Annotated in this window: 11 protein-coding genes; 7 read left to right on the top strand and 4 right to left on the bottom strand. The window is 64.4% G+C overall.

Going from position 1 to position 13,282, the window contains the following annotated elements:
* The first annotated feature begins 170 nt into the window (after positions 1 to 170).
* From RZS28_RS16035 to purD, 4 genes are all read left to right on the top strand, one after another.
* Positions 171 to 1,556 carry a M16 family metallopeptidase gene (locus RZS28_RS16035; protein WP_407338731.1) on the top strand — a complete coding sequence of 462 codons (1,386 nt, stop codon included), beginning with the start codon at positions 171 to 173 and terminating at the stop codon, positions 1,554 to 1,556.
* Positions 1,557 to 1,619: 63 nt separating this feature from the next.
* Entirely contained in the window at positions 1,620 to 2,900 is a 1,281-nt protein-coding gene (locus tag RZS28_RS16040) for a M16 family metallopeptidase (RefSeq protein WP_407338732.1), read from the top strand.
* Between the two features lie 316 nt (positions 2,901 to 3,216).
* Positions 3,217 to 5,043 carry a DNA mismatch repair endonuclease MutL gene (mutL, locus tag RZS28_RS16045; protein ID WP_407338733.1) on the top strand — a complete coding sequence of 609 codons (1,827 nt, stop codon included), beginning with the start codon at positions 3,217 to 3,219 and terminating at the stop codon, positions 5,041 to 5,043.
* Positions 5,044 to 5,058: 15 nt separating this feature from the next.
* Positions 5,059 to 6,330, top strand: coding sequence for a phosphoribosylamine--glycine ligase (gene purD / locus RZS28_RS16050; RefSeq protein WP_407338734.1), 1,272 nt, complete (start codon positions 5,059 to 5,061; stop codon positions 6,328 to 6,330).
* Between the two features lie 30 nt (positions 6,331 to 6,360).
* Here the strand turns inward: purD and rsmD are convergent, their stop codons facing one another.
* Both rsmD and RZS28_RS16060 read right to left on the bottom strand, forming a co-directional pair.
* Complete coding sequence (gene rsmD, locus RZS28_RS16055) at positions 6,361 to 6,915, bottom strand: 16S rRNA (guanine(966)-N(2))-methyltransferase RsmD (RefSeq protein WP_407338735.1); 555 nt, start codon at positions 6,913 to 6,915, stop codon at positions 6,361 to 6,363.
* A 932-nt stretch (positions 6,916 to 7,847) separates the two neighbouring features.
* The gene (locus tag RZS28_RS16060) at positions 7,848 to 8,780 is read right to left on the bottom strand and encodes a pseudouridine synthase (RefSeq protein WP_407338736.1); all 933 of its coding nucleotides are present in this window, start codon (positions 8,778 to 8,780) and stop codon (positions 7,848 to 7,850) included.
* A 274-nt stretch (positions 8,781 to 9,054) separates the two neighbouring features.
* On the opposite strand from RZS28_RS16060, the gene RZS28_RS16065 reads away from it, so the two are divergent.
* On the top strand, positions 9,055 to 9,507 hold the full coding sequence (locus RZS28_RS16065; protein ID WP_407338737.1) for a nucleoside deaminase: 453 nt from the start codon (positions 9,055 to 9,057) through the stop codon (positions 9,505 to 9,507).
* Positions 9,508 to 9,551: 44 nt separating this feature from the next.
* Here the strand turns inward: RZS28_RS16065 and RZS28_RS16070 are convergent, their stop codons facing one another.
* Positions 9,552 to 9,941, bottom strand: coding sequence for a cupin domain-containing protein (locus tag RZS28_RS16070; RefSeq protein ID WP_407338738.1), 390 nt, complete (start codon positions 9,939 to 9,941; stop codon positions 9,552 to 9,554).
* Positions 9,942 to 10,241: 300 nt separating this feature from the next.
* On the opposite strand from RZS28_RS16070, the gene ispH reads away from it, so the two are divergent.
* Both ispH and miaA read left to right on the top strand, forming a co-directional pair.
* Positions 10,242 to 11,198 carry a 4-hydroxy-3-methylbut-2-enyl diphosphate reductase gene (gene ispH / locus RZS28_RS16075; RefSeq protein ID WP_407338739.1) on the top strand — a complete coding sequence of 319 codons (957 nt, stop codon included), beginning with the start codon at positions 10,242 to 10,244 and terminating at the stop codon, positions 11,196 to 11,198.
* A gap of 141 nt (positions 11,199 to 11,339) precedes the next feature.
* On the top strand, positions 11,340 to 12,254 hold the full coding sequence (miaA, locus tag RZS28_RS16080) for a tRNA (adenosine(37)-N6)-dimethylallyltransferase MiaA (protein ID WP_407338740.1): 915 nt from the start codon (positions 11,340 to 11,342) through the stop codon (positions 12,252 to 12,254).
* Between the two features lie 5 nt (positions 12,255 to 12,259).
* Here miaA and RZS28_RS16085 read toward each other — a convergent pair whose 3' ends face one another.
* The gene (locus tag RZS28_RS16085) at positions 12,260 to 13,081 is read right to left on the bottom strand and encodes an RMD1 family protein (protein ID WP_407338741.1); all 822 of its coding nucleotides are present in this window, start codon (positions 13,079 to 13,081) and stop codon (positions 12,260 to 12,262) included.
* Positions 13,082 to 13,282 lie beyond the last annotated feature (201 nt).

Genomic DNA, 13,282 nt, shown 5'->3' on the forward strand with positions numbered 1-13,282 from the left:
CCGCCGGGCGAACTTCGCCGCGATCCGCGACCAAAGGTCGCGATAAACCTATGACGTTTTCGAAATTCTATCCTATATTCGTTCAATCCGCCTTGCGTGGCGAAGGATAAGGCCGACAGATCGGCTGCGCCTTCTCTGGAGGCGATGGAACGAAGAAAGCGATGATTTCGATGTCTTTAGGTCAACCGGCGGCGGCGCAGGGCGCTGTCTTTCTTACGCCTTCCGCGCCATCGTCCGCCAAGCCGGGGGGGCCCGCAATCACGCAGGCAAAGCTCGCGAACGGCCTCGACATCGTCGTCATTCCAGATCATCGCGCGCCGGTCGTCACCCATATGGTGTGGTATTGCAATGGGTCGGCTGACGATCCATTGGGCCGGTCGGGCATCGCCCATTTTCTTGAGCATCTGATGTTCAAGGGCACAAAGACCAATCCGCAAGGCAAGTTCTCCGAGCTCATCGCGGATTTTGGCGGCCAGGAGAACGCTTTCACCTCGAACGACTATACCGCCTATTTTCAGCGCGTCGCCAAGGATCATCTCGCCGTCTGCATGGAATATGAGGCGGATCGGATGAAAAACCTGGTTCTGACCGACGAGGTGGTCGCGCCCGAGCGCGACGTCGTTCTCGAAGAGCGCCGGATGCGCACGGATTCCGATCCCTCGGACCAGCTGAACGAGGCCGTCCAGGCGGCGCTTTTCACCCAGCATCCCTATGGCAAGCCGATCATCGGCTGGAGCCATGAGATCGAGGGCCTCGGCCGCAGCGACGCGCTCGCCTATTACGATCGTTTCTACACGCCGGAAAATGCGATCCTCGTCGTCGCCGGCGATGTGGAGCCGCAAGAGGTCATCGATCTCGCGCAAAAGATTTACGGACAGATCCCGGCGCGCGGCGAGCCGCCGCAGCGGACGCGCCCGCATGAACCGGAGCCGCGCGCGCATCGCCTGGTGACGCTCGCCGACGAGAAGGTGGAGCAGCCCTCGCATCAAAGCGTCTTCCTCGTGCCCTCCTACCGCACGGCCGCGCCCGGCCAGGCCGAGGCGCTCGAGGTTCTCGCGCATCTGCTTGGGGGCGGCCAGACGAGCCTTCTCTTCAAGACATTGGTCATGGACGACAAGCTCGCGGTCGCCGCGGGAGCGCATTATCAGGGCACCGCGGTCGATGACACCCGGTTCTATGTCTTTGCAGTGCCGGCCGCAGGCGTCACGCTCGAGCGCCTCGACGCCGCCATCGACGCCATCATCGCGCGCGTCGCGGCGCTTGGCGTCAACGAGGCCGATTTCCTGCGCGCCAAGACGCGTCTCGTCGCCGAGGCGATTTACGCGCAGGATAATCAGGCTACGCTGGCGCGCTGGTATGGGGCCTCTCTCGCGACCGGCCTCACCATCGAGGACGTCGCGCATTGGCCCGAGCGGATCGAGGCGGTGACCGCTGAGGACGTCAAAAAGGCGGCGCTCTGGCTCGACAAGCGGCGCAGCGTGACCGGCTTCCTCTTGCCCGCCGAACCTGCCGCCTCGGTCGAGAACGACGCCGAGTCCGCGCTCATCGCCGGCTGAACCTTAAATTTTTCGCCGACGTTCCGAAACATGTCGGGGCGCAGCATTTTGGATATGAGAGATATGACCGCACGCGCAACCACCGAAAGCCCTTCACGCGCCGCCGCCGTGCAGAAGGTCGTCTCCAAAGGGGGCGTCGAGGCTTGGCTCGTCGAGGATTATGCGGTCCCTCTCATTGCGCTTGAATTCGCCTTCAAGGGCGGCGGCGCGCAGGATCCGATCGGCAAGCCCGGCGTCGCCACGCTCCTCGCCGGCCTTCTCGATGAAGGGGCCGGTCCCTATGACGCCGACGGCTTCCATCGCGCGCTCGACGAGGACGCTATCGAAATGTCCTTCTCGGCGGATCGCGACATTTTGAGCGGGCGCATGCAGACCCTCTCGCGCAACAGAGCCCGCGCCTTCGAGCTTTTGCGGTTCGCCGTCTCCGAGGCGCGTCTCGACGTCGAGCCCTTCGAACGCGTGGTAAGCCAGATGGCGGCGAGCCTGAAGCGCGAGGCGAACGATCCGGACTATGTCGCCGGCCGCGTCTTCCGCAGCCTTTCCTACCCCGGCCATCCCTATGGCTTGCCGGTGCGCGGCGATCTCGCGACCCTGCCGACCTTGACCCGCGGCAATCTGATCGACATGCGCGCCAATGTCTTCGCCCGCGACAAGCTGAAAATCGCCGTGGTCGGCGCCATAGACGCCGCGACGCTGGCTGGACACATCGACGATGTCTTCGGCGCTCTGCCCGAGAAATCCAATCTCGATCCGATCGCCTCTGTGTCTTTTTCGGGCGAGGGCGAGCGGCATGTCTCGCAAATCGACGTTCCGCAATCGACGATCCGCTTCGGCCGCCAGGGCATCGCCCGCAAGGACCCGGATTTCATCGCGGCGACCGTGGTCAATCATATTCTCGGCGGCGGAATTTTCTCGGCGCGGCTCTTTCGCGAGGTGCGGGAGAAGCGCGGCCTCGCTTACTCGGTCTATTCGCAGCTCGTCGCTTACGATCACGCCGCCATGCTGGCCGGGGGAACCTCGACGAAGAACGAGCGCGCCGCCGAATCCATGTCGGTGATCGAAGGCGAGATCGCGAGCCTCGCCAATGACGGGCCGACCGAGCAGGAGCTCGACAAGGCGAAGAAATATCTGATCGGCTCCTATGCGCTGCGCTTCGACACCTCGACCAAGATCGCGGGCCAGCTCACGCATCTCCAGACGGAAGGTTTCGGCGTCGAATATCTCGACGAGCGCAACAGACTCATCGCCGCCGTCACAATGGAAGACGCCAAGCGCGCGGCCAAGCGCCTCTTCGGCGACGCCAAGCTGCTCGTCACGGTCGCCGGCCGGCCGGAGGGGATGTGAGGGCGGCCGCCGCTTACGGTTGGCCCAATGGAATTTTCGCCGAGGAAGCTTTGGAAAAGCTTCTTGTGCTCAATCTTGCGCGTGCCTTGGCGGTCGCCAAAGGGTAGGCTGAGGGCGCAGCCCCGCCTCTCACCCTGAGGAGTGAGCGAAGCTCACGTCTCGAAGGGCGAGGGATTGTGGGGACAGAAGGGCTCCTCATCCTTCGAGACGCGCTTTGCGCTCCTCAGGATGAGGGTCGCGGTTAAGCCCTTATCCTTCGAGATGTTTGCTTCGCAAGCTCTTCAGAATGAGGGCTTTGGAGCGTAAAGGCTGATTCATGCCCGTCCGCCGTCTCGATCCTGTTCTGGTCGACCGCATCGCCGCCGGCGAGGTCGTCGAGCGGCCGGCCTCGGCGCTTAAGGAGCTTATCGAGAACGCGCTCGACGCCGGCGCGAGCCGCATCGACATAGCCATCGAGGCGGGCGGGAAAAAGCTCATCCGAATCATCGACAATGGCGGCGGAATGAACGCAGAAGACCTCGACCTCGCGGTCGAGCGCCACGCGACCTCGAAACTGCCGGACGGTGATCTGTCTTGCATCGCGACGCTTGGCTTTCGCGGCGAAGCTTTGCCGTCGATCGGCTCCGTCGCGACGCTGGAAATCTCCTCCCGCGCCGAGGGCGCGCCGAATGCGTTCAAGATCCGCGTCGATCAGGGTCAAAAGCTTGGCCCGGCGCCATGCGCGCAAACTTTAGGAACAAAAGTCGAAGTTCGAGATCTTTTCGCCGCGACCCCGGCGCGGCTCAAATTCCTGAAAACCGATCGCGCGGAGGCGCGCGCCTGCGCCGATGTCGTGCATCGACTCGCCATGGCGCATCCCTGCGTCCGCTTCAGTTTCGCCGGGGATTCCGTCGCAGGCTTCGATTTTCCCGCCTGCGAGGCGGGCGCGTCCGGCTTGCTGACGCGTCTTTGCGAGATCGTCGGGGACGAGTTCCGCGCCAATGCGCTGCGCGTCGAGGCGGAGCGAGAAGGCGTCCGCCTTGAAGGCTTTGCGGGGCTGCCGACCTGGCATCGCGCCAACGCCTCGGAGCAATATCTCTATGTCAACGGGCGCCCGGTCCGCGACAAGCTCCTTTCGGGCGCCGTGCGCGCCGCTTACATGGATTATCTTCCGCACGGGCGCCATCCGGCGCTCGTTCTCTTCATCAGCCTCGATCCCCATGAGGTTGATGTCAATGTCCATCCGGCCAAGGCCGAGGTGCGGTTTCGCGACTCGGGCCTCGTGCGCGGCCTTCTCGTCGGCGCCTTGAAGCAGAGCCTCGCGGGTGCGCTCCATCGCGCGACCCCGGCCAATGGCGCGGCGGCGCTTGACCTGATCGCGCGGCGCGGCGGCGCGGATTTCTCGCAGCGTCCCGCAATGGCGGATTGGGATTGGCGCCAGTCGCCGGCGCGTCCGTCGCCCGCTCCCTCAGGTTTTTCCGAATCGCCGCCGCAAAGCTTCGACGATCTCGCCGGATTGGGCGCGGCGCTCGCCGTGGACGCGCGGGCGCATGAAGAGCCGGCCTCGCCGAAATTCATCGACGCCCCGCTCGGCGCGGCGCGGGCGCAGATCCATGATTCCTATATTCTCGCGCAGACCCGCGACGGGATCGTCCTTGTCGATCAGCATGCGGCGCATGAGCGCCTTGTCTATGAGCGGCTGAAAGCCGCGCGGGGCGGCAAGAACGTCGAGCGGCAAGCGCTTCTCATCCCAGCGATTGTCGAGATGGGGCGAAGCGACGTCGAACGCATTGTGGACGCCGCGCCGCTTCTCGCGCAATTCGGCCTCATCGTCGAGCCTTTCGGACCGGGCGCCGTGGCGGTTGCGGAAATCCCGGCGGTCTTGAAGCTCGACGATGCCCAGCGGCTTCTGCGCGATCTCGCGGCGGCGCTGCGCGAGGATGATCGCGCCGTCGCCTCCTTGGAAAAGCGCCTGGATCACGTGCTCGCGACCATGGCCTGCCACCATTCGGTGCGCTCCGGGCGCCGTCTTTGCGCCGATGAGATGAATGCGCTGCTCAGGGAGATGGAGCGCACGCCAGGCTCCGGCCAATGCAATCATGGCCGCCCGACCTATATCGAGTTGAAGCTCAGCGACGTCGAAAAATTGTTCGGCCGCAAATAGGGCATGCAGCACAAGATGAATGTTCTACTCCTGGGCTCGGGCGGACGCGAACACGCCATCGCTCTAGCGCTTGCGAAAAGCCCTCTTCTGAAAGAGCTTTTCCTCGCGCCGGGCAATCCGGGCATGGCGTCCTTGGGCCATGCCGTCGCGCTCGACGCGGCGGACCATTCGGCGGTCGTGAGCTTTTGCAAGATCATGGGAGTCGATCTCGTGGTGATCGGCCCCGAGGGGCCGCTCGTGGCGGGCATTGTCGATGATCTCGCGGCGGCGGGGATCAAGGCCTTCGGCCCGAGCAAGGCCGCGGCGCGGCTCGAAGGATCGAAAGGCTTCAGCAAGGATTTTTGCCGCCGCTACAATATTCCGACGGCCGCCTATGCGCGCTTTGCCGACGCCCACGCCGCAAAGGCTTATGTGCGAGAAAAAGGCGCGCCGATCGTGGTCAAGGCGGATGGGCTCGCCGCGGGGAAGGGAGTCGTCGTGGCTATGAGCCTCGCCGACGCCGAAGCTGCGATCGACATGATGTTTGCGGGCGGCTTCGGCAAGGCGGGAGAGGCGATCGTCGTCGAGGAGTTTCTCGTCGGAGAGGAAGCTTCCTTTTTCGCGCTCTGCGACGGAAGCCGCGCATTGGCGCTCGCATCGGCGCAGGATCATAAGCGCGTCGGGGAGGGCGAGACCGGGCAAAACACCGGCGGCATGGGCGCCTATTCGCCGACGTCGATCATGGACGCGGCGATGAGCGAACGCGCGATGCGCGAGATCGTCGCGCCGACGCTCGAAGGCATGGCCGAGATGGGCGCGCCGTTCAAGGGCGTGCTTTTCGCCGGCCTGATGATCGGCGAGAAGGGACCGAAGCTCATCGAGTTCAATGTGCGCTTCGGCGATCCGGAAACGCAAGTCATCCTGCCGCGTCTTGAAGAAGATCTCCTCGCGCTGATGCTCGCCTGCGTCGAGGAGCGCTTGCCGGAGCGTCCCCTGCGTCTCTCGCCGCAGACGGCGCTCAGCGTCGTGCTCGCCGCAGAGGGCTATCCGGACGCGCCGCTTCGGGGGAGCGAAATTCGCGGGCTCGCGCGCGCCGAGGCAATGCCTTTCATATCGGTTACGCACGCGGGGACGAAGCGCGAGGGCTTGAGGATCATCGCCGATGGCGGGCGAGTCCTTAATGTCACGAGTCTCGGCGCCGATGTGGCGGAAGCCCGCGCCCGCGCCTATGCGGCGATCGAGGCGATCGATTGGCCGCAGGGATTCTATCGTCGCGATATCGGATGGCGGGCGCTGAAGCGGGCCTGAAACGCAAGGACTCGCGCGCGCAAAAACCGTTCACGTTGCGCGGACGAACATGACTTGCGTGTCGCCATAGGTCCGCGTTTCGATCAGCGCGAAGCCTTCGGGCAAAGGAACTTCGGATTGCGCTGTTTCTTCGACGAGAAGGAGTGCGTCCTTGTCGAGCCAGCCGCCGTCGCGCAAGGCGAGAAGCGCTTGCGGAGCGAGGCCCTTGCCATAGGGCGGATCGAGAAAGGCGAGGCTGAAACGATCGTCCGCGGACGAAGCGCCGAGCTTTCTTGCGTCGCGGCGAAGAACGCGCGTCGCATCGCCGAGGCCGAAGGTTTCGATATTGCCGCGGATAAGCGCGCAGGCTTCGGCGCTTTGGTCGACGAAAAGCGCGAAACGCGCGCCGCGCGACAGCGCCTCGATCGCCATCGCTCCAGTGCCGGCGAAAAGATCCAAGACTCGCGCGCCCTCGATCGGATCGCCGTAGGAATGAATGAGAATGTTGAAGAGCGTCTCGCGCAGGCGGTCCGAGGTCGGCCGGATCGCATCCGCGGCTGGGCCTCGCAGGGCGCGTCCTTTCAACCTGCCGCCGACGATGCGCATGAGGCGTCAGCGCTTGTCGCGCGGTCGCCCTTTTCCGGGTCCGCTTCCCCGCATCGGCCCGCCTTTGCCGCCGGGCTTTCCGCCGGCTGACGGCCGGCTCGCGCGAGCCGGCCCGCCGCCTTCGGTCTTGCCCTTTGGCCTCGCGGCGCGCGCGCCCGCATCAAAGCGCTTGGCGGCAGGCGCGCGCTCGCCATGCGCGCCGGCTTTTTCCCAATGTGTCCGCTTGCGTTCCTGCGAGGCCTCCGGCCGGCCTGCTGGACCGCTGGCATGCCGCGCGGAGCGGTTGCCCTCCGTTTTGCCCGCTGGCTTGGCCGAGCAGGGCCGTTCCTCGAAGCGTTTCGGGGCGGGCTCGCGCGCGCCATGCCCGCCAGCCGTGTCAACGCGTCCGCGGCCGCTCCTGCGGCTTCTCCATCGCCGATGCGGGCCTGCCGCCTGCGCCGGCGGGGCGGCGAACAGGGCGGCTATTCTCGGTCGTGTCCGTTGGCGTTGCAGGGCGGGGCCGTCCTCGAAGCGTTTCGGGAGCGTTCGCGCGCGCCCTGGGCGCCTGCCTTGTCCCAACGCGTCCGCTTCGCCTCTCTCGATCCTTCCGCCGTCGAAACTGGCCGGTTTGTCCGGCCGCCGGCGGCCGGGCGATCTCGCCGTCGCGGCTTTTTCGTTCGGCGTCGAAGCGGCGGGCCCGTTGCGCGTGGCTGGCGCCGGAGATTGTCTTGTTTGGCGCTCCGGGCCTCGGTGGAGACGAGGCGTTCGACCTGAATCGTCCGTCCGCTGCGATCGGCGGTCTCACGCCGCTCGATCCGTTTGCGCGCGCCGCCTTGTCCCGCGCTCTCTTCGGCGCGCAGCGCGGTAATATGCTTGCGCGGGCGCGCCTCCGGCTTGCCCCTCGCTTCGGGGCAGGCGCGCGTTCGGGCGGACGCCTCTCCTGTTGCCGGGGATCACGCGCGCGCGCGCGCCGCGCCGCGCTCTCGATCCGGGCCGCCTGTCCGGGGCCGTTCCTGCCGACGACTCTCGACGCGTTCCGGCGTCTCAGGCCTTTCCACGGGCGGGCTCGAAAAATCGACGCCGGCGGCCTTGGAGAGCGAAGGTCCGAGCTGATCGCGCAGCACCCGCGTGCGCACCTCCTCGACCGCGCCTTCGGCCAACTCGCCGAGCTGGAACGGTCCGAACGAAAGCCTAATGAGGCGGTTCACCGTCAATCCCAAATGTTCGAGCACGCGTTTGATCTCGCGATTCTTGCCTTCGCGCAAAGCCAGCGTCAGCCAGTTGTTGGCGCCCTGCTCGCGATCGAGCGTGGCCTCGATGCCGGCGTAATTCACGCCGTCCACGGTCACGCCCTCGCGCAGGTGGTCGAGAATGCTCTGATCGGTTTCGCCCTTGGCGCGCGCACGATAGCGCCGGACCCAACCAGTCGATGGCAATTCGAGGATTCGCGCGAGACCTCCGTCATTTGTGAGCAGCAAGAGCCCTTCGGTGTTGATGTCGAGCCGTCCTATGCTGACGACGCGCGGGCCGTCCGGCCAATGCTCGCGCAGATAATCGAAAATCGTTGGCCGGCCTTCGGGGTCGCGTTCCGTGCTCACGAGTCCGCGGGGCTTGTGAAACAAAAAGAGCCTTGTATGGACGCGGCGGGCGAGAGGTTCGTCGTCGACCGTAATCTTGTCGGCGTCGCCGACATTGACGGCCGGGTCCGTCACCAGCGCGCCATTCAAGGCGACGCGGCCCTCCGCGATCCAGGATTCGGCGGTCCGACGCGAGCAAAGGCCGGCGCGGGCCATGACCTTGGCGATGCGTTGCGCGCCGATGTCTTCGCCGCCGGCTTCGGCCTCAAGCGCGCGAAAGGGCTCTTGCTTTTCGTCATGGCGCTTCAAGGGTTTCTTATGCGTCGGACGAGGTCTCGCGCCTGCCGGGCTCGAGGGCTTTACCGCGAAGCCGGATGAGCCGGGCGAAGCGCCGCTCCGCGATGGCCGCGCGCTTTTCGTGCGCGTATCTCCGCGATCCGGCGAACGGCCCCAGGGACGGGTGGGACGATGGTCTTTGGTTGGGTGATCGCGCATAAATCCTGATAACAGAGTTTGAGCCTAAAGGGTAATCATGGCGTTTGGCGCAGCATTGCCAACCGAACGCGTTTAAGACGGCCAAGCCATGCGGCAGATGGAAAACGATCCGATGTCTTGCGCCTTTTTTGAAGCGCGAGCCGCATTGGAGCGCGGCGAGACGCCGGTTGGCGCGGTGATCGTTCGCAATGGCGAGATCGTCTCACGCGCCGGAAACCAGACCTTGCAGGACAAGGATCCCACGGCCCATGCCGAAATTCTGGCCATTCGTTCGGCCTGCCGGACGTTGGGCTCCGAAAGGCTGACCGGCAGCGATCTTTACGTGACGCTCGAGCCTTGCGCCATGTGCGCCGCCGCGATTTCCTTCGCCCGGATACGGCGCCTCTATTGGGCTGCGCCCGATCCGAAGGGCGGCGCGGTCGAGCACGGCCCGCGTTTTTTCGCGCAGTCCACCTGCCATCATGCGCCGGAACTTTATGGCGGCATCCGGGAAAGCGAATCGGCGGATATGTTGCGCCGCTTCTTCGCCGCCCGGCGATAAGATGGCGCCGCGCTCGTCAGGCGCCCTCCGCCGACATAATGTCGCTAGGGCGCTGGCGTCCCAGTCGGCTTGTCTTTCTCGACCACAAAATCGATCAGTTTAGCGACCGTGGCGCCGTGGTTTTCGAAGCTGTATCGCGCACCCGCCGAAATCCTGAAGCTCATGCCGGGCTTCAGGTCCAGCTCCGGCTGGCCCTCGATCTTCAATACGAAATCGCCATCGAGGACATAGAATAATTGGACGCCGGGATGCGTAAAAGGCGGAACGGCGCCATGGGCGGCGATCGTGACCATATCCATGAAGCCGATTTTGTCGGGCGGCAGCGCGACCTCCTGCAGCTCTACGCGCTGCAGTGCGGCATCCTGGGCCAGGGCTGGTTCGTGCAGCGAAACCGCTGTAAAAAATAGGCAGCAAATGAAGAGAGGCTTTTTCAATTTTTGCTCCCGACGAAACAACATAAGCGGCGAGGGGTTCGCCGAAAGCTACAGAGCTAATTGCGGAGAGATCTGAAAAAGACAATCGAGCCAGGTGAAAAAATGCTCGAAACGGGCCGTTTCGTGAGTGTCGCAAGCCAATCGGGCGACTGCGCCCAGGCTTGTTCCAGTTTTGATGAATTCGCGGTTTCATCACTTATATTTGTCGGCTTAGCCCTCTACTTAGCATGAGTGGAGGCGCCTACTTGACAGCCGAAGGGGCGAACCCATAAACGTTTGCAACCCTGGGCTAAGCGCTGCATGAACGTCAAGCCAAAGTTACGTGTCCTCCTTTGCGCGCCGCGCGGTTTCTGCGCCGGCGTCGTGCGCGCGATAGACGCCGTGGAGGAGGCGCTTCGGCTCCATGGCGCGCCCGTCTATGTCCGGCATGAGATCGTTCACAATAAATATGTCGTCGAAGGGCTCAAGGCCAAAGGCGCGATCTTTGTCGAAGAGCTCGACGAAGTTCCGGACACGTCGAAGCCGGTGATTTTTTCGGCCCATGGCGTTCCGAAATCCATCCCTGAGGAAGCCGAAGCGCGAAAGATCTTCGCTATCGACGCCACCTGTCCCTTGGTGACCAAGGTGCATCGCGAAGCCGAGCTTCACTTCAGTCAAGGCCGCCAGGTCATCCTCGTCGGACATGCCGGACATCCCGAGGTCGTCGGCACGCTTGGGCAATTGCCGAGCGGCTCGATTTTCTTGGTCCAGACATTGGACGACATCGCCAAATTGGCGCCGAAGGACGAAAAAAATCTCGCCTATGTCACGCAAACGACTTTGTCCGTGGATGACACGCGTTGCATGGTCGAGGCGCTGACGCGACGGTTCCCGAGCATCATCGGGCCGCATCGCGAGGATATTTGCTACGCGACCACCAATCGGCAGGAAGCGGTGAAGCATATCGCGCCGATCGTCGACGCCTTGCTCGTCGTCGGCTCCTCCAATTCGTCCAATTCGCAACGATTGAAGGAAGTCGCCGAACGCTCAGGGTGCAAGCTCGCCCGTCTCGTGCTGCGCGCCGAGGACGTCGAATGGGACTTGTTTTCCAACATCTCCTCGCTCGGAATCACGGCCGGGGCCTCGGCCCCCGAAATTCTCGTCGAGGAAATCATGGACGCCTTCGCCGAGCGCTTCGATTTGCGCGTCGAGACAGTGTCGACCGCGGACGAGGGCGTCTTCTTCCCCTTGCCGCGTGAATTGCGTCAGGCAGTGTAGCGCCGCCTTGGCCAAAGCAGGAACCGACGCGCCAAGGCAAAAAGGGCGCGCGGCCGCGGATAAGACCGAGACACAGAACGCTTTCCAAGCTATTCGCGCCGAAAGCGCTATCGGGTCCAAACGAAAGAACCTCGGACCGTATTGACCAGACCTTCGGCGATCCTCATCGCGGGACCGACGGCGAGCGGCAAGTCTGCCTTGGCGCTGCGCCTCGCCTGCGCCTTCGATGGCGTGGCGATCAACGCCGATTCCATGCAGGTCTATCGCGATCTCAGCGTGCTGACCGCGCGGCCCGGACCGCAAGACGAGGGCAGGGCCCCGCATCGGCTCTTTGGCTGCGTCGATGGCGCAATCAATCATTCGGTCGGACTTTGGCTCGAGGATGCGCGCCTTGCGCTCGATGAGGCGAGGCGCGATGGCCGCTTGCCGATCTTCGTCGGCGGAACCGGCCTCTATTTCAAGGCTCTCACTCAAGGCCTGTCGGCCATTCCGCCGGTTCCGATCGAGGTCCGCGAAAATCTTCGCGCGCGGGCCGAGAGCGTGCCCGTGGCGTCGCTCCACGCCGAGCTTGCGCGTCGCGATCCGGCTATGGCGGCGCGATTGAGGCCGACCGATCCGCAGCGCATCTTGCGCGCGCTCGAAGTTTTCGAGGCGACGGGGAAAAGCCTCGCCTCGTTCCAGACCGAACGGACGCCGCCGCTTCTCGACGCCAAAGACGCGCTCGCTCTGTTTCTCACCCCTGACAGGCGCATTTTGGCGGAGCGCATCGACTCGCGCTTCGACGCCATGCTCTCAGCCGGCGCCTTGGAGGAGGCGGAGGCGTTGCGCGCGCGCGGCCTCGACGCGGCGCTGCCGATCATGCGCGCGCATGGCGCGCCGCATCTGATCGCGCATCTCAACGGCGAATTATCCTTGGCCGAAGCGGCGGCGCTCGCCAAGCTCGACACGCGCCGATACGCCAAGCGCCAATTCACCTTCGCGCGGCATCAGCTACCCACGTTTCATTGGATCGCGCCCGAAGACGCCGAGGCGCTGGCGCTGGCTGCGCTAAGATGAAAAGTTCAATGGCGCCAGAAGATGATTTGTCCGATGGTCAGCAGGATCTCGGCAATGATCAGAACCACGACCGTCGCCTCGAGGCGGGTTGCGCGATCGGCGTCGATCATGTCGGTCAGCGCCCGCGCCGTCTCCACGATCATGTCTAGCTTCCGCTTCAATGTCTCGGCGCGCTCTTTCAATTCATATTCGTCTTCGAGGCGGGCGTAGAGCCGCTCGAGGTCCGGCCGGTCCCACAACACGTCGGGCTTTTCCTCGACCGCGACGCGACCGGAGACGCGATGCTGCACGAGAAGCGTCTGGCCGATCAATTTCAACATAGATCGGCGCTTCCACGGGGGGCGTCCGTTTCGCGCGAGATCGGCGGCGAAAGGCTCGATAATGTCGAAGACGGAATTGACCTCGCGTTCGTCGCGGCCGAGAGAAACAGTCTTTGCTAGCGCGTCGGCGACGACGAGGAGGCGCTGCGCGGAAAGGTCCTTCATTGCGATCGCGCCGCCGGGCGGAATCTTGTCGTCATGCTCGGCGGAGATCTCGAGAATCGCGGTTTCGTCGTCGATATGCTCATGCGGCCCCGAAACCCGCAGCTTGACCTGGTTGAGCACGTCGTCTTCTTCGAGCGGCGACAGCCCGACCATGACGGCGACGCCAAAACGATAGAGCGCGACGAAGCCGTTCGCGCCGACGTGAAAAGCGAGCGGCGTGGCCGAGATCATATCAGACCGTTCGAGACCGGCGGCGTCGATCCGGTCGCCGAGCAGCAGGGCCCGCGCCCGGACGCGCATTTGGGCCTGGGGCGCGGCTAATGCGGGTTGGACATCCGTCATGGCCTATTCCTAAAGCAGATCCCGCCGAGGCGGAAGCGCCAACCGATCCGCCGCGCCGGGCAATGGCCCGAGCGGCCGCTAAATTGAAAGATCTAAAGGCCGAGAAGCGCGGCCAAATGGCCAAGATCGGCGGCGGCGCGACGGATCGTCTCGGCCTACGACGCGATGCCGCCGCGCCAATCGACCAGCGTGCCGAAGACG

Origin of the sequence: Methylocapsa polymorpha (genome assembly GCF_045689225.1) — a bacterium.
Taxonomy (GTDB): Bacteria; Pseudomonadota; Alphaproteobacteria; order Rhizobiales; family Beijerinckiaceae; genus Methylocapsa; species Methylocapsa polymorpha.